21 protein-coding genes are annotated in these 19952 nt (G+C 62.4%); 13 read left to right on the forward strand and 8 right to left on the reverse strand.

What is annotated here, in order from left to right:
• The 3 genes from NKH12_RS23460 to NKH12_RS23470 form a co-directional block, all read left to right on the forward strand.
• The coding region (locus NKH12_RS23460) for an ABC transporter permease (protein ID WP_352955324.1) at nt 1–591 on the forward strand (591 nt) is incomplete at its 5' end.
• Between the two features lie 82 nt (nt 592–673).
• Nucleotides 674–1645, forward strand: coding sequence for an ABC transporter substrate-binding protein (locus NKH12_RS23465; protein ID WP_352955325.1), 972 nt, complete (start codon nt 674–676; stop codon nt 1643–1645).
• A gap of 178 nt (nt 1646–1823) precedes the next feature.
• A complete protein-coding gene (locus NKH12_RS23470; RefSeq protein WP_352955326.1) occupies nt 1824–2273 on the forward strand; it encodes a CHRD domain-containing protein in 450 nt (149 codons plus the stop codon).
• Nucleotides 2274–2314: 41 nt separating this feature from the next.
• Here NKH12_RS23470 and NKH12_RS23475 read toward each other — a convergent pair whose 3' ends face one another.
• The 3 genes from NKH12_RS23475 to NKH12_RS23485 form a co-directional block, all read right to left on the reverse strand.
• On the reverse strand, nt 2315–3964 hold the full coding sequence (locus tag NKH12_RS23475; protein ID WP_352955327.1) for a thiamine pyrophosphate-binding protein: 1650 nt from the start codon (nt 3962–3964) through the stop codon (nt 2315–2317).
• Nucleotides 3961–5136, reverse strand: coding sequence for a CaiB/BaiF CoA transferase family protein (locus NKH12_RS23480; RefSeq protein WP_352955329.1), 1176 nt, complete (start codon nt 5134–5136; stop codon nt 3961–3963). Before NKH12_RS23480 ends, NKH12_RS23475 begins: the two co-directional genes overlap by 4 nt.
• A 159-nt stretch (nt 5137–5295) precedes the next feature.
• Nucleotides 5296–6231, reverse strand: a complete 936-nt coding sequence (locus NKH12_RS23485; protein ID WP_352955331.1) for an alpha/beta fold hydrolase — start codon at nt 6229–6231, stop codon at nt 5296–5298.
• Nucleotides 6232–6433: 202 nt separating this feature from the next.
• On the opposite strand from NKH12_RS23485, the gene NKH12_RS23490 reads away from it, so the two are divergent.
• From NKH12_RS23490 to NKH12_RS23515, 6 genes are all read left to right on the forward strand, one after another.
• The gene (locus NKH12_RS23490) at nt 6434–7459 is read left to right on the forward strand and encodes a ribonuclease T2 family protein (RefSeq protein ID WP_502910835.1); all 1026 of its coding nucleotides are present in this window, start codon (nt 6434–6436) and stop codon (nt 7457–7459) included.
• A 230-nt stretch (nt 7460–7689) separates the two neighbouring features.
• The gene (gene ettA / locus NKH12_RS23495; RefSeq protein ID WP_352955332.1) at nt 7690–9339 is read left to right on the forward strand and encodes an energy-dependent translational throttle protein EttA; all 1650 of its coding nucleotides are present in this window, start codon (nt 7690–7692) and stop codon (nt 9337–9339) included.
• Nucleotides 9340–9398: 59 nt separating this feature from the next.
• Entirely contained in the window at nt 9399–9647 is a 249-nt protein-coding gene (locus NKH12_RS23500) for a DUF6290 family protein (RefSeq protein ID WP_352955333.1), read from the forward strand.
• A 6-nt stretch (nt 9648–9653) separates the two neighbouring features.
• Nucleotides 9654–9899 carry a type II toxin-antitoxin system RelE family toxin gene (locus tag NKH12_RS23505; protein ID WP_352955334.1) on the forward strand — a complete coding sequence of 82 codons (246 nt, stop codon included), beginning with the start codon at nt 9654–9656 and terminating at the stop codon, nt 9897–9899.
• A complete protein-coding gene (tam, locus tag NKH12_RS23510) occupies nt 9896–10690 on the forward strand; it encodes a trans-aconitate 2-methyltransferase (RefSeq protein WP_352955335.1) in 795 nt (264 codons plus the stop codon). Before NKH12_RS23505 ends, tam begins: the two co-directional genes overlap by 4 nt.
• Nucleotides 10691–10802: 112 nt before the next feature.
• Nucleotides 10803–11924, forward strand: coding sequence for a beta-ketoacyl-ACP synthase III (locus NKH12_RS23515; protein ID WP_352955336.1), 1122 nt, complete (start codon nt 10803–10805; stop codon nt 11922–11924).
• A gap of 26 nt (nt 11925–11950) precedes the next feature.
• On the opposite strand, the gene NKH12_RS23520 is transcribed toward NKH12_RS23515, so the two are convergent.
• The gene (locus tag NKH12_RS23520) at nt 11951–12229 is read right to left on the reverse strand and encodes a DUF1905 domain-containing protein (protein ID WP_352955337.1); all 279 of its coding nucleotides are present in this window, start codon (nt 12227–12229) and stop codon (nt 11951–11953) included.
• Nucleotides 12230–12429: 200 nt separating this feature from the next.
• On the opposite strand from NKH12_RS23520, the gene NKH12_RS23525 reads away from it, so the two are divergent.
• On the forward strand, nt 12430–13047 hold the full coding sequence (locus NKH12_RS23525) for an MOSC domain-containing protein (RefSeq protein WP_352955338.1): 618 nt from the start codon (nt 12430–12432) through the stop codon (nt 13045–13047).
• Nucleotides 13048–13059: 12 nt separating this feature from the next.
• Here NKH12_RS23525 and NKH12_RS23530 read toward each other — a convergent pair whose 3' ends face one another.
• From NKH12_RS23530 to tsaA, 3 genes are all read right to left on the reverse strand, one after another.
• Nucleotides 13060–14019 (reverse strand): D-amino acid aminotransferase, encoded by a 960-nt coding sequence (locus NKH12_RS23530; RefSeq protein ID WP_352955339.1) that lies wholly within the window; start codon nt 14017–14019, stop codon nt 13060–13062.
• A 101-nt stretch (nt 14020–14120) separates the two neighbouring features.
• Nucleotides 14121–14432 carry a DUF2293 domain-containing protein gene (locus NKH12_RS23535; protein WP_352955340.1) on the reverse strand — a complete coding sequence of 104 codons (312 nt, stop codon included), beginning with the start codon at nt 14430–14432 and terminating at the stop codon, nt 14121–14123.
• Nucleotides 14429–14965 (reverse strand): tRNA (N6-threonylcarbamoyladenosine(37)-N6)-methyltransferase TrmO, encoded by a 537-nt coding sequence (gene tsaA / locus NKH12_RS23540; protein WP_352955341.1) that lies wholly within the window; start codon nt 14963–14965, stop codon nt 14429–14431. Before tsaA ends, NKH12_RS23535 begins: the two co-directional genes overlap by 4 nt.
• Nucleotides 14966–15109: 144 nt before the next feature.
• Between tsaA and NKH12_RS23545 the strand changes: the two genes are divergently transcribed.
• Both NKH12_RS23545 and metF read left to right on the forward strand, forming a co-directional pair.
• Nucleotides 15110–16132, forward strand: a complete 1023-nt coding sequence (locus tag NKH12_RS23545) for an ArsR/SmtB family transcription factor (protein ID WP_352955342.1) — start codon at nt 15110–15112, stop codon at nt 16130–16132.
• Nucleotides 16132–17049, forward strand: a complete 918-nt coding sequence (metF, locus tag NKH12_RS23550) for a methylenetetrahydrofolate reductase [NAD(P)H] (RefSeq protein ID WP_352955343.1) — start codon at nt 16132–16134, stop codon at nt 17047–17049. The genes NKH12_RS23545 and metF overlap by 1 nt, the downstream gene beginning before the upstream one ends.
• Before the next feature lie 486 nt (nt 17050–17535).
• Here the strand turns inward: metF and NKH12_RS23555 are convergent, their stop codons facing one another.
• The gene (locus NKH12_RS23555) at nt 17536–18456 is read right to left on the reverse strand and encodes a DMT family transporter (protein ID WP_352955344.1); all 921 of its coding nucleotides are present in this window, start codon (nt 18454–18456) and stop codon (nt 17536–17538) included.
• A gap of 230 nt (nt 18457–18686) precedes the next feature.
• On the opposite strand from NKH12_RS23555, the gene NKH12_RS23560 reads away from it, so the two are divergent.
• A complete protein-coding gene (locus NKH12_RS23560; protein ID WP_352955345.1) occupies nt 18687–19907 on the forward strand; it encodes an alanine racemase in 1221 nt (406 codons plus the stop codon).
• Nucleotides 19908–19952 lie beyond the last annotated feature (45 nt).

The following is a 19952-nucleotide window of genomic DNA, read 5'->3' on the forward strand; positions in this document are numbered from 1 at the left end:
ATCTTCAAGGCGGTGATCTTCGGCTACGTCGTCGGCAGCGGTGCCGGCTTCCTCGCCGCCATTGCGGCCGACCGCGTGCCGTTCCTGCGCCGCGGGCTTTTGCCGATCGGCAACATGGTCTCGGCGCTGCCGATCATCGGCGTGGCGCCGATCATGGTCATGTGGTTCGGCTTCGACTGGCAGTCGAAGGCCGCCGTCGTCATCATCATGACCTTCTTCCCGATGCTGGTGAACACGGTCGCCGGGCTTGCCGCTTCCGGCCATATGGAGCGCGACCTGATGCGTACCTATGCGTCGAGCTACTGGCAGACGCTGTTCAAGCTGCGGTTGCCGGCAGCAGCACCCTTCATCTTCAACGCGCTGAAGATCAATTCGACGCTCGCGCTGATCGGCGCCATCGTCGCGGAGTTCTTCGGCACGCCGGTCGTCGGCATGGGATTCCGGATTTCGACCGAAGTCGGGCGGATGAACATCGATATGGTCTGGGCCGAAATCGCAGTTGCAGCACTTGCGGGTTCGGTCTTTTATGGCGTGGTCGCTCTTTTCGAGAGAGCAGTCACGTTTTGGCATCCCTCCGTCCGTGGTGGATAGGGCGGTGGCGGGTTTGGAACCGGGGGCATATCGATAGCTCCTGGTCCTAAAGGGTAAACACTTAACTCCAGAGGGTAAAAACATGAAAAGACTTGTTATTTCGATGCTGGCCGGCGCGATGTCGCTTGCCGCGTTCCAGGCGATGGCCGCAGACAAGGTGACGCTGCAGCTGAAATGGGTCACGCAGGCCCAGTTTGCCGGCTACTACGTTGCCAAGGACAAGGGCTTCTATGAGGCCGAGGGCCTCGACGTCGAGATCAAGCCGGGCGGCCCCGACATCGCGCCCGAGCAGGTGATCGCCGGTGGCGGCGCCGACGTCATTGTCGACTGGATGGGCGGCGCGCTCGCCGCGCGCGAAAAGGGCGTGCCGCTGGTCAATATCGCCCAGCCGTTCAAGAAGGCCGGCATGCAGCTGGTCTGCCCGAAGGACGGCCCGGTCAAGACCGAAGCCGACTTCAAGGGCCACACGCTCGGCGTCTGGTTCTTCGGTAACGAATATCCGTTCTACGCCTGGATGAACAAGCTCGGCCTGAAGACCGACGGCGGCCCGGACGGCGTCACCGTGCTGAAGCAGAGTTTCGACGTGCAGCCGCTGATCCAGAAGCAGGCGGATTGCATTTCGGTCATGACCTACAACGAATACTGGCAGCTCATCGATGCCGGCTACAAGCCGGAAGAGCTGATCGTGTTCAACTATTCGGCCATGGGCAACGACCTGCTTGAGGACGGGCTCTATGCCTTGGAGGACAAGCTCAAGGATCCGGCCTTCGAGGACAAGATGGTGCGTTTCGTGCGTGCCTCGATGAAGGGCTGGAAGTATGCCGTCGCCAATCCCGACGAGGCGGCCGGCATCGTCATGGACAATGGCGGCCAGGACGAGAACCACCAGAAGCGCATGATGGGCGAAGTCGCCAAGCTGATCGACAATGCCGACGGCAAGCTCGACCCGGCGACCTACGCGCGCACCGCCAAGGCGCTGCTCGACCAGAAGATCATCACCAAGGAGCCGACCGGCGCCTATACGACCGCCATCACCGACAAGGCGATCAAGTAGCGCCATCAGGTAGAGACGATCAACCGGGCCTCTGCGGCCTGCAATTCGGAAGGGGCGGGCGACCGCCCCTTTTGCTGGGACGTAAAATAGCCGTTACCGGTGGAAACATCCGCTCGCCACAACCGTTGTTCCAGTGCATCCAGCTTCAGCGGATGTCATCGCCACAACGGAGATTTCCATGCACATGCAATCCTTCTCGCCGATGCTTCCGGCGCTGGCCGTTTCGGCCTCCATCCTGTGCGCTTCACCGGCCTTGGCCGACATGATGAAGATGAAGGCGACGCTCGATGGCGCTCAGCAGAATCCGCCCATCACCACGGAGGGCAAGGGTACCGCTGCTCTCGTCTTCGACACCGCCACGAAACAGCTCACCTGGAACGTGACATATTCAGGTCTCAGCGGACCGGCGACGGCCGGACATATTCACGGCCCAGCAGCAAAGGGTGAAAATGCCGGCGTCGTCGTCCCGTTCAAGGGCGCTCCGAAAAGCCCGTTCAAGGGGGCGGCGAGTCTGACCGACGCGCAGGCCGCCGACCTGATGGCCGGCAAATACTACATCAACATCCATACGGCGGCCCACAAGGACGGCGAGATCCGCGGACAGATCGAGAAGGCGGCGACGATGTAGCCAAGCCCTCTGCCGACGGAAGGGGCGCCCTTCCTATCGGATCACGATCTGTCTCTGATCTGGGTCATCGTGCGGGTCGGTGTGATGGCCTCGGGGTCGAGTCTGATCTCGACGATCGACGGCTTGCCGCTGGCACGCGCGCGTTCGAAGGCCGGCGCGAAGTCGGCGGTCTTCTCGACCGTTTCTCCATGGCCGCCATAGGCGCGGGCGAGAGCCGCAAAATCGGGATTTCGCAGATCTGTGGCGACGACACGGCCCGGATACTCGCGCTCCTGATGCATGCGGATGGTGCCGTAGATGCCGTTGTTGACGACGACGACGATGATCGGCAGATCGTATTGCACGGCGGTGGCGAACTCCTGCCCGTTCATCAGGAAACAGCCGTCGCCGGCGAAGGCAATCACGTCGCGCTCGGGGAACAATTCCTTGGCGGCGACCGCTGCCGGCGTGCCGTAGCCCATCGAGCCGGAGGTGGGTGCCGCCTGCGTGGCAAAGCGCCGGGAACGGTGGAAGCGGTGCACCCAGGTGGCGTAGTTGCCGGCGCCGTTGGTGAGGATCGCATCGTCGGGCAGCATTTTTTCGAGATAGTTCATGATCGGCCCCATCTGGACGGAGCCGGGACCACTTTCGGGCGGCGTTGACCAGTCGAGATAGGCCGCGTGCAGCTTCGGTGTTTCATCCGCCCAGACCGGCGTGGCGGCCGGCTTGCGCCCGGCGAAGGCTTCGACGAAGGCGGACGGCGAGGCGTTGATCGCCAGCGTCGGCCGGTAGACACGGCCGAGCTCGCCGGCATCGGCGTGGACATGGACCAGCGTCTGGTCGGGGTAGGGGCTCTTGAGCAGCGTGTAGTCGGAGGACGGCATCTCGCCCATGCGGCCGCCGATCAGCAGCACGAGGTCGGCCTGCTTGATCGCGGTGGCCAGCTTCGGGTTGATGCCAATGCCGACATCGCCCGCATAGTTCGGGTGGAGATGATCGAACAGCATCTGTCGGCGGAAGGAACAGCCGACCGGCAGCGACCAGGCTTCCGCGATCATCCGCATTCGCTCGACGGCCTCCGCATCCCAGCGCGTGCCGCCGAGGATGACGAAGGGTCGCTTTGCCTTGCCGAGCAGCTTTTCCAGCACATCGAGCTCGGCCTCGCCCGGGCGTGTTTCGACCGGTGTGTAGGGCAGGGCAGCAGGCGCTTCGGCCAGGCTGGTCAGCATGTCTTCCGGCAGCGAGATGACAACCGGGCCGGGACGGCCGGACGTCGCCACCGCGAAGGCGCGGGTGACGAATTCGGGGATGCGCGAGGCTTCGTCGATCTCGACCACCCATTTGGCGATATCGCCGAAGAACCTGACGTAGTCGACCTCCTGGAAGGCCTCGCGCTGCTTGGCGTGGCTGGCGACCTGGCCGATGAACAGGATGACGGGAACCGAATCCTGCATGGCGATGTGGATGCCGGCCGAGGCGTTGGTGGCGCCGGGGCCGCGGGTGACGAAGCAGATGCCGGGTTTGCCGGTCAGGCGACCATGGCAGTCGGCCATCATCGCAGCACCGCCCTCCTGACGGCAGACGATGGTGCGGATCGGCGAATCGTGCAGCGCGTCGAGCACCGCAAGGTAGGATTCGCCGGGCACGCAATAGATACGGTCCGTTCCGTTGGCTTCGAGCGCATCGACGATCAGTTGTCCGCCGGTCTTCATTTTCCTGACCTCTCCAATTCGGCAAGGATTTCTTCGGTGTGTTCGCCGAGACGCGGCGCGGGTCGCTCATAGACCAGCGGCGTGCCTGACATGATCATCGGCGCGCGCACCGAGGGCAAAAGATTGCCGTGGCCGTCGTCGAGATCGAGCCGCATGGCGCGCGCGATAGTCTGCGGGTCGGCGAACATCTCGCCGATCGTGTTGATAGGGCTGGCAGGCACGCTTGCCGCCTCCAGTTTAGCCAGCAGCGGATCGCGATCGAAGGTCTTTAGCGCCTCGATTATATGCTCGCGCAGCTTCGCGCGGTTGGCGACCCGGGCGGGATTGGTGGCGAAATCTGGGTTCGACGACAGCTCGTCCAATCCGACGGCCGCGCAGAATTTAGCGAACTGGCCATCATTGCCGATGGCCAGGATGATATGGCCGTCCTTCACCGGCACCACTTCGTAGGGCGCGATGTTCATATGCGCATTGCCCATCTGCACCGGCGATTTGCCGGAGACCAGATAGTTGAGGTTCTGGTTGCCGAGCGCCGAGATCTGGGTGTCGTAGAGCGCCATGTCGATGTGTTGGCCTTCGCCGGTCTTCTCGGCGTGGCGAAGTGCGGCCTGGATGGCAATCACCGAATAGAGGCCGGTGAAAATGTCGGAGACGGCGACACCGGCCTTTTGCGGCTCGCGGCCGGCCTCGCCGGTGATCGACATCATGCCGGCCATGCCCTGGATGATGAAGTCATAGCCGGCGCGCGGCGCATAGGGCCCGTCCTGGCCGAAGCCGGTGATCGAGCAATAGATCAGCCGCGGGTTTATTTCCCTGACGCTGTCATAGTCGAGGCCGTATTTCTTCAGCCCGCCGAGCTTGAAGTTCTCGATCAGCACATCAGATGTCGCGGCCAGCCGGCGCACTGTCTCGGCGCCCTTCGGCGTCGAGAAATCGATGGCGATGGAGCGCTTGCCGCGATTGCAGGAATGGTAATAGGCGGCTGAAAGGTTTTCGCCATCATGGCTCATGACGAAGGGCGGACCCCATTTGCGGGTGTCGTCGCCGCCATCAGGGCTCTCGACCTTGATGACGTCGGCGCCGAGATCGGCAAGCAGCTGCCCGGCCCACGGTCCGGCCAGGATGCGGGCGAGTTCGATTACGCGGATGCCTTTCAGCGGAGGCTCGATCATGGATCACCGTGATTGGTCGGAAACGCAGGCTCTAGTTTTCTTTTTATGCATGTCGTTGTCCCAAAACCGCTGCGCACTTTTGGGCAACATGCACTATCAATCCCGCGTGCTGCTGTCACGGCTCTTGCAATGGGCCAAACCCGATCATGCCTATCTCGATCACGCTTGTTTCAGCACGCTGTCGGCCCATGCGGCGAAATCATCCATGATTATATGTCGATTCACTTCGTTCAGGCCTTCGTGGCGGGTCTCGGCGTAAACCTTTGACACGAGATTCGAAAAACCCATTCTGTGCAGGCGCCCAGCGAGGTGCCCGACCGCCTTGCCGCGATCGGTGGCGGGGTCCCTTTCGCCGCCGACCAGGCAGATCGGAAGGGTCTTGCGGGCGCCGGAAAATTTAGTGTCATCGGCACCGTCGAAGACAAATCCGAACAGGTCGCGCCACATCGACACGGAGGCATCCCAGCCGCACAGCGGATCGGCGATGTATTTGTCGACTTCGGCTGCGTCGCGCGACAGCCAGTCGAACGGCGTCCGGTGACCGGGGACGGCTTTGCCCCAAGCCTGGATGGTCAGTCTCGGCAGCATGCGCGACGGCATGTCGGAGCCGAGCCTGAACTTTTCCCATGCAAGGATGGCTTGCGCGGCACGACCGGCGAGCCCAGCGGAAAAATTCGCGTTCCAGATGGCGGCGGCGTGCAGGCGGTTCGAATGATGAAGCATGAAATTAAGGGCGACGAGGCCGCCCATGGAATGGCCGAAGACGATGACGGGCAGGCCGGGATGTTCCTTGGCGATCAAATCGTGCACGGCGGCGACATCGGCGATGACCTTGGCGCCGCCCTCCACTTTGCCGAATGTGCCAAGCGGAGCGTCTGGCGCCTTGGTGGCGCCATGGCCGCGATGGTCATGGGCGTAGACATGGTAACCGCGCTCGCCCAGGAAGGTAGCGAAACGAACATAGCGTGCGGCGTGCTCGGCCAGCCCGTGATTGATCTGAACAACGGCGCGCGGGCGGCCCTCGGCGCGTTTCACATAAAGGTTAAGCTCGGCACCGGTCGGCGATCGAAGCACGCGCTGTTGGCTGAATGACATTGTCGCTTCGTCTCCAACGCGTTTTCGCGCCTACGGGGCGTTTGTGTGCGCCGACGCCGGTTTTGCGTCAATCCATCGGCGGTGTTTTCGCAGCGCTGTTCTTGCGTAGCAACGCGCGGTATCGCAATTCTGACATGGAGAATTTGAGACCGAGAGAGGGCGGCAGTCTGTTGCCGCAGCAGTTTTCGGCCGGGGTACTTTTATGCACGTGCGGACAGGTCTTGATTTCGGATTGGCGATTGTCGCCGCGTTGCTGACGGGTGCTGCGCGGGCCGAGGTCAAGATGAGCGGCTCTTTCGTGGCCGATGCCACCTGTCCAGCGACGCAGGCCATCAAGAGCGGGAAGAACGCCGGCAATATCGCGACCGATGCGGGACAGAGCTACGAGCTGCTGGCCGGCAACAAGGATGCCCCCACGCATTATCTGATCCGCGTGCCGGGGGCCGATCCGGAGCGCCGTTGGGTGAAGGTCGATTGCGGCCATGTTTCGGGCGGCAGCGCATCAACAATGCCGGCCGCGCCGATGCCGACCGAAGGGGACAAGTCCGCGGCGCCGGCTTCGGGAAAGCCCGAATACGTCCTCGCGCTGAGCTGGCAGCCGGCCTTTTGCGAAACCAAGCCCGACAAGACCGAATGCAAGGCGCAGAGCGCGGCCGGTTTTGACGCGACCCATTTCACCTTGCATGGGCTGTGGCCGCAGCCGAACGGAAATTTCTATTGCCAGGTGGCAGCGGCCGACAAGGCGAACGACAATCCGGCGCACTGGCAGGACCTGCCGCCGGTCGAGCTCGAGCCGAACACGCGGTCGGAGCTCGATCAGGTGATGCCAGGCACCGCATCCGATCTCGACAGGCATGAGTGGATCAAACATGGCACCTGTTACGGCAAGAGCCAGCAGCAGTATTTTTCCGATGCGCTGAACCTGATGCGCGCGGTGAATGCTTCACCGGTGCGTGATCTTTTCACGCAAAAAATTGGCCAGGATCTGACCTCCGACCAGATCCGTGCCGCCTTCGACAGTGCCTTCGGTCCCGGCGCGGGCGATCGGGTTCGCGTCTCCTGTTTGAACGACCATTCGAGCGGCAGGCGGCTGATCGGCGAACTGACGCTCGGCCTGGCCGGTCCGATCGGTCCGAACGCTTCGCTCAGTGAGCTGTTGCTGGCATCAGTGCCAACGAACAATGCCGGCTGTCCGAAAGGCACCGTCGATCCGATCGAGTTCCAGTGACACGCCGGGCCGGGCGGAAGCCTATGCGCCGATGCCTGTCTTAACCTGGTCACGCGGTTAGACTGTCGGCCTTGTGGACACCGGGTTCGCCGACGACTCAGTCGCGCCCGTCTCGGCCCGAAGACAGATCCGAAATGCCAAAACAGTTTGCCGTTCGGCGCGGCATCGCCTACATAGCGCCCAACTTCCATTCAATCCGACATCCAGTCGACTTTTCAGGGAAAGCGCGCGTGGCACGCCAGTTCATTTATCACATGGCCGGCCTCAATAAGGCCTATGGCACCAAGAAGGTGCTCGAGAATATCCATCTCTCCTTCTACCCGGACGCCAAGATCGGCATCCTCGGCCCGAACGGCGCCGGCAAGTCGACCATCCTCAAGATCATGGCCGGCATCGACAAGGAGTGGAGCGGCGAGGCGTGGCTGGCCGAAGGCGCCACCGTCGGTTACCTGGCGCAAGAGCCGGCACTCGATGCGAGCAAGACCGTGTTCGAGAACGTCATGGAAGGCGTCGCCGCCAAGACCGCGATCATCGAGCGCTACAACGAATTGATGATGAACTATTCCGACGAGACGGCCGACGAGTCGGCCAAACTCCAGGACGAGATGGACCGGCTGAACCTGTGGGACCTCGAACAGCAAGTCGAGATGGCGATGGAAGCGCTCGGCTGCCCGCCCAAGGAATCCGACGTCACCAAGCTGTCGGGGGGCGAGCGCCGCCGCGTCGCGCTTTGCCAGCTCCTGCTGCGCCAGCCCGACCTTCTGCTGCTCGACGAGCCGACCAACCATCTCGACGCCGAGACGACGGCGTGGCTGGAAAAGCATCTACGCGCCTATCCGGGCGCGGTGATGATCATCACCCACGATCGCTACTTCCTCGACAACGTCACCGGCTGGATCCTCGAGCTCGACCGCGGCCGCGGCATTCCCTATGAGGGCAACTACACCAAATATCTCGAAGCCAAAGCCAAGCGGCTCAAGCAGGAGGGCCGCGAGGACGACGCACGCCAGCGGGCGATCGGCCGCGAGCGCGAGTGGATCCAATCCAGCCCCAAGGCCCGGCAGACCAAATCGAAAGCGCGCATCCAGGCGTTCCAGGATCTGCTGGATGCAGCCGACAAGCGGCGTCCGAGCGACACGCAGATCGTCATTCCGCATGGCGAACGGCTTGGCAACGTGGTGATCGAGGTCGACGATCTGTCGAAGGGCTTTGGCGATACGCTGTTGATCGACGATCTCGAATTCAAGCTGCCGCCCGGCGGCATCGTCGGCGTCATCGGCCCGAACGGCGCTGGCAAGACCACTTTGTTCCGCATGATCACCGGCCAGGAAAAGCCGGATGCCGGCACGATCCGCGTCGGCGAGACGGTCAAGCTCGGCTATGTCGACCAGAGCCGCGACGCACTCGACCCGACCAAGACCGTCTGGGAAGAAATCTCGGGCGGCGCCGAAGTGGTCAAGCTCGGCAAGTTCGAGGCCAACACCCGCGCCTATTGCGCGTCGTTCAATTTTCGTGGCGGCGATCAGCAGCAGAAGGTCGGCAATCTGTCCGGCGGCCAGCGCAACCGCGTGCATCTGGCCAAGATGCTGAAGACCGGCGGCAACGTGCTGCTGCTCGACGAACCGACCAACGATCTCGATACGGAAACGCTGGCCGCACTCGAAGACGCGCTGGAAAACTTCGCCGGCTGCGCCGTCATCATCTCGCACGATCGCATGTTCCTCGACCGTCTGGCGACGCACATCCTGGCATTCGAAGGCGACAGCCATGTCGAATGGTTCGAGGGCAATTTCGAGGATTACGAGCAGGATAAGATCCGCCGGCTCGGCCCGGATGCCGTCAATCCGCACCGCATGACGTACAAGCGGCTGACAAGGTAGGGTCTCGTTTCGTTGCAAGCCACCGTCGTTTGACCTAAATTGATCGGATGGAGCTGCCCATGATCACGGTCAAATTGCCGCAAAAAGCCGAGAAGCTGCTGGCCGATATGGCCAAGGCCAGCGGCCGTACGATCGATCAGGTCGCAGTTGAAGCGATCCTCGAGACCATTGAGGATTGGCAGGATGCCAGGATTGCGGAGGAACGCCTGAGCGATGACGACGGCACGCGCATTCCGTTGGAGGAACTGATCCGGAAGCTTGAACTTCGCGAAGTCGAGGAACGGCGCAAGAAACCTGCCGCTGAATGAATTGGCGTGTCGAGTTCACGCCGGGAGCCGAAAAGGATATCGAACGGCTTTCAACGAAAGACCCTCGAATTCCTGCATCAAAGAGTTTCGGAGCACCCCAATCCAAGAGCACTTGCCAAGCGCCTGACCGCGACCAAGCAAGAGGCTTGGCGTTTTCGCGTCGGCGACTACAGAATCATTGCCCAATTCGAGGATAGCCGGCTTGTCGTGCTGGTTGTGGAGGTCGGCAACCGTCGCGAGGTCTATCGATGAACAGCACTGCAGCAAAAGCAAAACCCGACTGGTCCGCCGCCCAATATCTCAAATTCGAGGACGAGCGCACGCGGCCGGCGCGCGATCTCGTCGCGCAGGTGTCGGTGGAGGCACCGCGTCGGGTGGTCGACATCGGCTGCGGGCCGGGCAATTCGACGGAATTGCTGGTCGAACGCTGGCCGAGCGCGCAGGTCAGCGGCTTTGATACCTCGCCTGACATGATCGAGAAGGCGAGGGCGCGTCTGCCTGAAGTAGCCTTCGAACTGGCCGATGCTGCGGCGTGGCAGCCCGAAAAGCCGGTCGACGTGATCTTTGCCAATGCGGTGTTCCAGTGGCTGCCGGAGCATCCGGCGATCTTCCAGCGGCTGATGGGATTTTTGGCGCCGGGCGGCGCGCTTGCCGTGCAGATGCCCGACAACATGAGCGAGCCGTCGCACTGGCTGATGCGGGAGACGGCGGCCGAAGTGCCGTTTTCCGAAAAGCTCGAGGGTGCTGCGCGCGAGGCGTTGCCGCCGGTGTCGTTCTACTACGATCTTTTGTCGCCGTTCTCCGACCGGCTCGACATCTGGCACACCGCCTACAATCATCCCCTGGCCGGTGCCGAAGCCATCGTCGAATGGCTGAAGTCGACCGGGCTGAAGCCGTTCCTCGATCCGCTCGACGAGGCCGAGCGCCGGCTTTTTCTCACGCGCTACACTGCCAGAATAACCGAAGCCTATCCGAAGATGGCAAACGGCAAGGTGCTGCTGCGTTTCCCGCGCCTGTTCATCGTCGCGCGTCGCGCCGCTTAGCTCAGGCACTTGATTTAAGCCGGCATAAACTGGCTAGGTGCAAAAGATATTGCGCCGAGTTCTCGCGGCGCCCACATCAAGCCGCAACGCTGCGCATGGGGACGAACTGGAAATGCATCGCGTCATCATCAGCGGCATCGGCGTTGAAATCCCCGAGCCTTCGATCACCAATGAAGAATTGGTCGACAGCTTCAATGCCTGGGTCGAGATGGAGAATGTCCGCCGCGAGGCTTCCGGCGAGACGCTGCTGCAGAAATCGGACAGTGCCTTCATCGTCCATGCTTCTGGCGTGCAGACCCGTCATGTGATCGAGCGCGAAGGCATTCTCGACCCGACCCGGATGGCGCCGCGCATTCCGGCGCGGCCCGACGATGCGCTGTCGCTGGAAGCCGAGTTCGGCATCGCATCGGCCAGGAAAGCGCTCGACCATGCCGGCCTGGAGCCTGGGGATATCGACCTGGTGATCTGCTCGGCATCGCATCACCAGCGGCCCTATCCGGCGATCGCCATCGAGATGCAGCAGGCGATGGGCACGAAGGGCGCCGGTTTCGACATGGGCCTTGGTTGCTCGTCGGCGGCGGCGGCGCTGCACATTGCTGTCAATCTGGTGCGGGCCGGCGCACACAGGCGCGTGCTGGTAACGACGCCCGAGATCATCACCGGCCATCTCAATTTCCGCGACCGGCAGACGCATTTCATCTTTGGCGATGCTTCGGTCTCGATGGTCGTTGAGGGGCTTGCCCAGGGCGACAAGCGGCCGGGACGCTTCGAGGTGCTCGACACGCGGACCTGGACGCAGATGTCCAACAACATCCGCACCAATCTCGGCTATCACACGCGCACCGCCCAGGACGATCCTTATATGATCAATCTGGAAGGCAATCTGATCAAGCAGGTCGGCAACAAGGTGTTCAAGGAAGTCACCGTCGCCGGGCACAAATTCATCGTCGAATTCCTGGCCGAGCACGGGCTGACGCCACAGGCGATCCGGCGCTTCTGGCTGCACCAGGCCAATGCACGGATGAACGCCATGATCCTGAAGCTGTCGTTCGGCCACGAGGTCGGCCATGACCGCGCGCCGATGGTGCTGGAGCGCCTCGGCAATACCGCGGGCGCCGGCGCGATCGTCGCCCTGGCGGAGAACCACGCCGACATGAAGGCCGGCGACTATGGCCTGCTCTGCGCCTTCGGCGCCGGCTATTCGATTGGCGGGGCGCTATTGCGCATGCTCTGATCTATTTTGGCGCGAACGGCCCAGCATTAGTTTAGCCGCTCAACGAGAGTGATCGTGATGCTGTCACCCGATTGCTTCCCGATCGCTTTGAGCAGGTCGGCCTTGAGAGGTAACTTGTGTCTGCCGTCGCCAAGAGCCATGAAAGAGCTTTGGAAGGGTACGCCGTCAGCAGTCGCCCGAACCTTTACCAAGCCTCTGGTCCCAAAGAAATCTGCGGAGTCGGGCCAAACCACGTAGGTCCAACCGCCCTTGGCAGGACTCTTCTGAATCGTCACTTCTAAGGATTTGTCGAGTGTGCGTCGCATCGTCATTCTCCGAGATGGTTATATCTCTAGGACGCGTGGTCGTCGGAGATTCCGACACAATGCCGAGTCTTTCGACCACACGGCTTCGAAGGCGCCGGTATAATCACATCAGTCTCGTTGATTGGAGCATCAGCGCTTTCGACTGGACCTGATGAGCTCGCTCCGGCTAATTGCGTCGCGTCATCCAAGGAATGAAGCCCATGCTGGATCTCTTCCCCGAGGTCGAAAACCCGGTCGAAATCATCCCGGCGCGGAAACTTGCTGCGCAGGTGGCCGTGCTTTACGTCGCGCCATCAGATCATTTCGAGACACGCGCGGTGGATGAATTGCGGCTCGGCTTCGACGGCATCGACGGCGATTTCCACGCTGGCGCGACGCGGCGCTCCGGCGGGCGCGAGCCCTGGTATCCACGCGGCACCGAGATGCGCAACGAGCGGCAGCTGTCGATCGTGGCGGCGGATGAGTTGGCGATCGTCGCCCAGCGGATGGGCATCGCCGAGATCAAGCCGGAGTGGATCGGCGCCAATCTCTTGATCGAAGGCCTGCCGCATCTCTCGATGCTGCCGTCCGGCACGCTGCTGTTCTTCAAAGGCGGCGTCACCATCAAGGTCGACGCGCAGAACGGACCTTGCCGCATCGCCGGGCGATCGGTCGCCGAAAATGCCGGAATGGCCGACCATGAGGCCGGCGCATTGCTATTCCCGAAGACGGCAAAGCGGTTGCGCGGGCTCGTTGCCTGGGTCGAAAAACCAGGCCGCATCACGACCGGCGAGGAGATTTCGGTGCGTGTGCCCGAGCAGTGGATTTACCGGGCCTGAGGCCGGGATGGGTCAGGGATAGCGCACCGGGCTGCACCAGGCCGGGTCCTCGTGCTTCTGCCAATAGATCGCCATGAGGCGCCTGGTAATCGCGCCGACCTTGCCGTCCGCGACCGGAATACCGTCGATCATCGTTACCGGCATGATGCCGCCGGCGGTCGAGGTGATGAAGACCTCATCGGACTGACGCAGCGCAGCGACGCTGACATCGGCCGCTGTAACGACGAGCCCTGCCTCCGCGCAGAGATCGAAGACGGTGCGGCGGGTGATGCCTGGCAGCACGCCGACAGCCGGCGTCGACAGTTTACCGTCATCCACGCAAAAGACGTTGAAGCCGGGGCCTTCCGCGACATTGCCGTTGAAATCGAGGAGCAGCGCGGTCTCGGCGCCGCGGTCATAGGCTTCGTAGAGGCCTCGCACCAGGTCGAGCCAATGATAGTTCTTGATCGCCGGGTCGATCGAAGCGGGTGGAATGCGCACCTTGTCGCTGATCGCAACATGGAGCCCGCGCTGCAATTGCTCGGCATTGGCGACCGAACCGAAGGGAACGGCGAACGCCATGAAGCGGTTGATCGCATCGCGCGGGTCGCGGCTGAAGGTCGGCGAGGCGCCGCGCGTGCACAGCATCTCGACATAAGCGGCGCGATGACCCGACAGCGCTACGCAATTGTGGAGGATTTCGGCCACGCCTTCGCGGTCGAACGGGATCGTCATGCGCAGCTTGTCCAACCCGCCGAAGAAGCGATCGAGGTGCAGGTCGAGGCGGAAGAAGCGACCATCCCAGACATGCACCGTGTCGTAGGTGGCGTCGGAATGCAGGAAGCCCCAATCCAGCACCGAGATCTTGGCTTGCGACATCGGCAGATATTGCCCGTCCAGGAAGGCAACCCCGTCCGGATAGGAGTGCGGGTCTATGTGACGGGCGGAGAGCGCGGGCAGTGGTTTGGCTTGCGGATCGATCGACTTGCTCATCACGTTCTCCGTCAGGTCATCCCGTCCAGACGCGATAGAGCGCTGCGGGGGGTGGCGCAAGACACAGGCCGGGGTTTCCGGATGAGCCATCGAGGTACTGGTTATTCCTCATCGTCATTCTCGAGCAGACGCGTGGCGCGCCAGCGGGTCAGCACGATGTTGGTCTGTTCCATGACGAAGAAACGCGCCGAGTCGCGGTCGTATCCTTCGGCCAGCAGTTTCTCGTAGTCGGTGTGTACATGACGGATATGAGCGATCGTCGCCAGCCACACGGCGATCGTCGGCGGCAAGCTCTTCATATGCACCGCGCTGGCGTCGGCGCGGATCTTTTCCATGTCGGCATAGGGCGCCAGCGGCAAAAGCGCTGTCAGCGCCTTGGCGATGGCGCGGCGGCGGCCGGTCGGCGCGCTCATTGCCCCTCCCGTCCTGGGCCGACCTGTCCGGGCTCGTCCCGTCCGGCAATGGTCGCGTCGGCAAAGGCATCGGTCGAAGCGAAATAAGGCTTGATGTCGATGACCGGCGTGCCGTCGAGCACGTCGATGGCATCGAGATCGATACGGCCCGTTTCGATGTCGAGGGCGACGAGCCTGGCGATATGCAACCCGACCGGGTTCGGCCGGGCAGGGGAGCGCAGCGAAAAAACGCCCTTCGGTTCAGCCGCATGGCGGGGTTTCTGAACAATCAGGGTCCGCGGCGCGTGGTGCAGCCAGGACAGGATGATGACGTGGCTGGCGCGCTCCAGCCCAAGCAGGCCGTTACGATAGCGTTGGTCCACCGTGAGAACCGCCGGCTGTCCGGTTTCCCGCGCGACTTTCATGTTCTTGGGGCAAGTTTCCCGCGCGGTCCAGGGCGAGGCGATGCGGCCGATGAAGACGACATGGCCATCCGGCGGCATATCGGCCGGATCGGTTTCCAGAAGCTTTTCGCCGCTGCGCGTTTCGAACATGGTTTTCGCCCCCGATCATGCTTTCGGCTTTGCGCGATCCGCCACGCATGCGTCATTTTCTTGTCCGGGAGCGACATACCGCTTGCAAGGCCATCAAAATCGACATAAACATATGTTTATATCTTTTTCAAAGAGAATGCTCGCATGCACGTCGCTCTGGACACCATGGTAGATACATTGAAGGCGGCGGCCGAATCCAGCCGGTTGCGCATCCTGGCGTTGCTGTCGCGCGGCGACCTGACCGTTTCCGATCTCACCGAAATCCTCGGCCAGTCACAGCCGCGCGTCTCGCGCCACCTGAAGCTGCTGCTGGAGGCGGGGCTGATCGGCCGCTATCAGGAGGGCTCATGGGCCTTCTTCCGGCTGTCCGATTCGGACGCGGCGCGGGATTTCGTGCTCAAGCTGGTCTCCGGCATCCGCGGTGCCGATCCGCAGATCGAGCGTGACCTCGAGCGGTTGGCAGCGGTCAAGCGCAAGCGGCAGGATCGCGCGGCCGAATATTTCTCCGTAAATGCCGCAAGCTGGGACCATATCCGCTCGCTGCATGTGCCGGACCGCGCCGTGGAGACAGCGCTGCTCAAGCTCGTCGGCAAGCGGCCGTTCCAGTCGATGCTCGATCTTGGCACCGGCACCGGGCGGCTGCTCGAAATCTTTTCGCCGCTCTACCGGCGCGGCATCGGCATCGACATGGCGCGCGCGATGCTGACGGTGGCGCGCGCCAATCTCGACAAAGCCGGCATTTCGAATGCGCAGGTGCGGCAGGGCGATATTTTTGCGCCACCGGTCGAGCGCGACGCCTTCGATCTCGTTACCATCCACCAGGTGCTGCACTATCTCGACGATCCCGCCCGCGCCATCCGCGAGGCAGCAAGGCTGCTGCGTCCGGCAGGCCGGCTGGTGATCGTCGATTTCGCTCCGCATTCGCTGGAATTCCTGCGCGACGCCCACGCGCATGTGCGGCTCGGCTTTTCCGACCGGCAGATCACCGAGTGGTTTTCCGAGGCCGGGCTCGACCTCGAGGACAGCCAGGAATTCGAGCCGCGCGGTGGCAACGAGCCCAGGCTCACCGTAAAACTGTGGCTCGGCCGTGACCAGCGCATGCTGATCGCCGATCCTTCCAACCACGCACAACCGGCCAATGCCTATCCGATAGGGGAAACCGCCTGATGAACCAGTTCCGCTTTTCCCGCCGCCCTGACATTGGTGACAAGGTCAGAGTTTCGTTCGAGTTCTTCCCGCCGAAGAGCGACGAGATGGAAGCAAGGCTGTGGGACACCGTCACCCGACTGCAGCCGCTCAAGCCGAAATTCGTCTCCGTCACCTATGGCGCCGGCGGCTCGACCCGCGAGCGCACCGCGCGCACGGTCAAGCGTATCCTCAACGAAACGGCGCTGACGCCGGCGGCGCACATGACGTGCGTCGATGCGGCGCGTCACGAGGTCGATGAGGTCATTCAGGAGTTCGCCGACATGGGCGTCACCCGCTTCGTCGCCTTGCGCGGCGATCCGGCCGAGGGCGTCGGCGCCGCCTACCGTCCGCATCCGGACGGCTATGCCAACGGCGCCGAACTGGTGGGAGCGCTGAAAGGTGCCGGCGATTTCGACATCTCGGTCTCCGCCTATCCGGAAAAGCATCCGGAGAGCCCGGATTTCGCCACCGATATCGACATGCTGAAGCGCAAGGTCGACAATGGCGCGACACGGGCGATCACCCAGTTCTTCTTCGACAATGATCTCTACGAGCGCTATGTCGAGCGGGCACGGCGGGCCGGCATCTACATCCCGATCGTGCCGGGCATATTGCCGGTCCACAATTTTACCCAGGTCGCCAATTTCTCGGCGCGCTGCGGTGCGCTGGTGCCGGCGTGGATGGCCGAGCGCTTCGACGGGCTGCAGACGGACCCGCAGACGCATGCGCTGGTGGCGTCCGCGGTGGCGGCCGAGCAGGTGCTGGACCTTGTCGAGCGCGGCGTTGGCGATTTCCATTTCTACACGATGAACCGGGCCGATCTCGTCTTCGCCGTCTGCCACATGATCGGCATCCGCTCGCATGAGGCTGAAGCTGCGGGGTCTGCCGCGGCGTAAGTCTCGGTCAAGTCTCTCGAAATGCAAAAAGGCCGGGTAAAAACCCGGCCTTTTCGATGACTTTGGACTATTCGGTGCTGATCTTCCGTTGCTTTGGCGGGTCTACGGAAGAAAGCCCATTATCAGGGCTCCGATGAATGCAAACGCAGCACAGATCATCAATGCGTTGATTGGCCTCGTGAGTCCCACGTCATAGCCTCCTCTTAAAGAGCTATGGCCAGAGTCTAGGGTCATTTGTGCCACAGGCAAGCGGAAAATATGCTGCAATGCGACGACATTGTGGAATTCACGACCGGCTCTTTGCCGTTAGACATTGAAACTCTTGGGCAAAATCCCGCTTCGGACCTGTGCATAAAATGTGACGATGCTGGGGCAGCGATGGATATGGCAGCGCTACCGCTGCCGAAAATCGGAATCGATTTTCGGGTCCATGCAAAGATTCCATGAGTTAGAGCGTCGTTGGCGCGTCCAATTGGATGCGAAGCTTCATCGCGGGCGACCGAACAGGCGGCCGTCGATAGTGACGAGGCCGAGCGCGATCAGCGCCATGCCGCCTAGCTCGAAGAATTCGAGCCGTTCGCCCAGGAACAGAAAGCCGAGCAGGATCGCGCTGGCCGGCACGATCAGCGTGACCAGGGAGGCGTTGGTGGCGCCGGCCGAGGCGACGAGGTTGAAATAGAGGATGTAGGCGAAGGCGGTGGACAGCAGGGCCAGCCCCAACACCGCCGCCCAAACTGGCGGCGAGGCCGAAAACAGGTTGGCAGTGCCATGGCTAAGCAGCACGATCGGGATCATGATGATGGTCGAGGCGGTCAACTGTCCAGTGGCGATGACCGGTGACGGCACGCCCTTGAAGCGGCGGGCAATCATCAGGGCAACCGCATAGGACAGCGATGCGCCGACCAGCGCGAATTTCGCCCAGACCGGTCCGCCCAGCCCGGCAAGCAGGCCGGGACCGATCATCACCGCCGTGCCGACGATGCCGAGCGCGATCCCGGCAAGCTTGTTCCAGGAGAGTTTTTCGTCTGATGTCAGCGCGTTGGCGAGGATCAGAGTCCAGAACGGCGTCGTCGAATTGAGCACCGAAGCGACACCGGCGCCAAGCTCGGTCTGGCCGGCGAAGATCAGCGAAAAGGGAATGACGTTGTTGACGAGCGCCAGCAGGAAGAACAGGCCGGCATGCGGCAAGGCGAGGCGGAAGGACGGACCGCGCAGGCCGAGATAGAGATGCAGCGCCAGCGCCGCGATGGCGACGCGAAACAGCACCAGCACCAGCGGCGGAATCTCGGCAACCGCAATGCGGGCAAAAAAGAACGAGCCGCCCCAGATCGCACCGAGCAGCAGAAGCTGTGCCCAGTCTTTCAGGGCCATGGGTCCGCGCATTGCCGTCGTGGTTGTGATCGCCATGGACCGTCCTCCCTGTGGCTCTGAATGCCAAGCCAATCAGGCGTCTGTTCAGGCCATATCCTGTTTGATGGCAAGGGCCACCCGAAACCAGATCGGTGGGCTAGCTTTTCCTGTCGTCTGGCCTGTCATCTGGCGTAGCGCCACAGCGTCCGCGCCGCGAGACACAGAATTGTTTTCATTCCCGCATAGGTTGGATTAATTGTGCGCAGTCTAAGTCAAGGGATTCGTCCATGCAGCGATTCGAAAATGCGCGCGAAGCGGCGCTGGCGCTTCGCCCGGACGATCCGATCTATTGCTTTCGCCCGCAGGTGCTGAAGGCGGATGCCGCCCAGTTCATGGGCATGTTTCCCGGCAAGACCGCCTATGCGGTCAAGACCAACGGCGAGCAGATCGTGCTGAAGGCGCTGGTCGAGGCCGGCGTCGGCGCTTTCGACGTGGCATCGCCCGGCGAATTCGCCGCCGTGCGCGCAGTCTCGCCCGACGCCGAGATGCTCTATATGCATCCAGTCAAGGCGCAGTCGGACATCAAGCTGGCGCTGGAGAAATATGGCATCCGCGTCATCTCGCTCGACCATGAGGACGAGATCACCAAGCTGACCCGCGTGGTGCGGGCGCTCGATATCGATCCGGGTGCGATCACCGTGTTCGTGCGCATCCAGACGAAGGGATCGGCCGCCTATGAACTGTCGAAGAAGTTCGGCGCCGGCCCGGCCAATGCGGTCGAACTGGCCGAACGGCTGAACCGGACGGGCTACAAAGTCGGCCTGTGCTTTCATGTCGGCAGCCAGATCGAGGATCCCGACACCTATGAGCGGGCGCTGGCCTCGGCCGACTGGGTGCGCAACCGCGTCAGCTTCGACATTGCCGGCCTCGACGTCGGTGGCGGTTTTCCGGCCGAATACGGCCATGATCCCAACCGCAAGCAGATCGAGATGCCGTCGCTCGGCCAGATCATGTCGCGGCTGTCGGGCGATCTGAAGGAATACCAGTTCGACCAGATGCCGCTGGTGGCGGAACCGGGCAGGGTGATCGTGGCGCGCTGTCTGTCGCTGATCGTGCGCGTGCTGCTGCGCAAGGGCAAGCGGCTCTACATCAATGATGGCATCTGGGCGTCGCTGTCGGATTCATGGACCGGCAAGATCACGCTGCCGGCGCGCTTCATTCCAGACCCGGCGATCCGCTCGCGCAATGGCGAGGAAAAGACCATCGTCCCGTTCAAGGTCTGCGGCGCAACCTGCGATTCCGTTGACATCCTGTCGCGGCCGTTCTGGTTGCCGGAAACGGTCGATACTGGCGACTGGATCGAGATCGGCCATATCGGCGCCTATTCGCTGTCGCTGAGGACACGGTTCAACGGCTTCTATCCCGACACCTTCGTCGAGGTGACGACGCCGTTCGACGAGGGCGACGCGCCGCAGGGGTTTGCCAGCCTGGAGACGATGGCGGATTAGTGAATAGTCAGTAGTCAGTAGTCAGTAACCAATTCCATTCACTAC

This window comes from Mesorhizobium sp. M1322, assembly GCF_040318085.1.
Taxonomy (GTDB): Bacteria; Pseudomonadota; Alphaproteobacteria; order Rhizobiales; family Rhizobiaceae; genus Mesorhizobium.

Excerpts from the sequence above, each read along its gene's own strand:
- NKH12_RS23465 (WP_352955325.1), top strand. The coding sequence starts at position 674 with ATGAAAAGACTTGTTATTTCGATGCTGGCCGGCGCGATGTCGCTTGCC.
- NKH12_RS23470 (WP_352955326.1), top strand. The coding sequence starts at position 1,824 with ATGCACATGCAATCCTTCTCGCCGATGCTTCCGGCGCTGGCCGTTTCG.
- NKH12_RS23475 (WP_352955327.1), bottom strand. The coding sequence starts at position 3,964 with ATGAAGACCGGCGGACAACTGATCGTCGATGCGCTCGAAGCCAACGGA.
- NKH12_RS23480 (WP_352955329.1), bottom strand. The coding sequence starts at position 5,136 with ATGATCGAGCCTCCGCTGAAAGGCATCCGCGTAATCGAACTCGCCCGC.
- NKH12_RS23485 (WP_352955331.1), bottom strand. The coding sequence starts at position 6,231 with ATGTCATTCAGCCAACAGCGCGTGCTTCGATCGCCGACCGGTGCCGAG.
- NKH12_RS23490 (WP_502910835.1), top strand. The coding sequence starts at position 6,434 with ATGCACGTGCGGACAGGTCTTGATTTCGGATTGGCGATTGTCGCCGCG.
- NKH12_RS23500 (WP_352955333.1), top strand. The coding sequence starts at position 9,399 with ATGATCACGGTCAAATTGCCGCAAAAAGCCGAGAAGCTGCTGGCCGAT.
- tam (WP_352955335.1), top strand. The coding sequence starts at position 9,896 with ATGAACAGCACTGCAGCAAAAGCAAAACCCGACTGGTCCGCCGCCCAA.
- NKH12_RS23515 (WP_352955336.1), top strand. The coding sequence starts at position 10,803 with ATGCATCGCGTCATCATCAGCGGCATCGGCGTTGAAATCCCCGAGCCT.
- NKH12_RS23520 (WP_352955337.1), bottom strand. The coding sequence starts at position 12,229 with ATGCGACGCACACTCGACAAATCCTTAGAAGTGACGATTCAGAAGAGT.
- NKH12_RS23525 (WP_352955338.1), top strand. The coding sequence starts at position 12,430 with ATGCTGGATCTCTTCCCCGAGGTCGAAAACCCGGTCGAAATCATCCCG.
- NKH12_RS23530 (WP_352955339.1), bottom strand. The coding sequence starts at position 14,019 with ATGAGCAAGTCGATCGATCCGCAAGCCAAACCACTGCCCGCGCTCTCC.
- NKH12_RS23535 (WP_352955340.1), bottom strand. The coding sequence starts at position 14,432 with ATGAGCGCGCCGACCGGCCGCCGCCGCGCCATCGCCAAGGCGCTGACA.
- tsaA (WP_352955341.1), bottom strand. The coding sequence starts at position 14,965 with ATGTTCGAAACGCGCAGCGGCGAAAAGCTTCTGGAAACCGATCCGGCC.
- NKH12_RS23545 (WP_352955342.1), top strand. The coding sequence starts at position 15,110 with ATGCACGTCGCTCTGGACACCATGGTAGATACATTGAAGGCGGCGGCC.
- metF (WP_352955343.1), top strand. The coding sequence starts at position 16,132 with ATGAACCAGTTCCGCTTTTCCCGCCGCCCTGACATTGGTGACAAGGTC.
- NKH12_RS23555 (WP_352955344.1), bottom strand. The coding sequence starts at position 18,456 with ATGGCGATCACAACCACGACGGCAATGCGCGGACCCATGGCCCTGAAA.
- NKH12_RS23560 (WP_352955345.1), top strand. The coding sequence starts at position 18,687 with ATGCAGCGATTCGAAAATGCGCGCGAAGCGGCGCTGGCGCTTCGCCCG.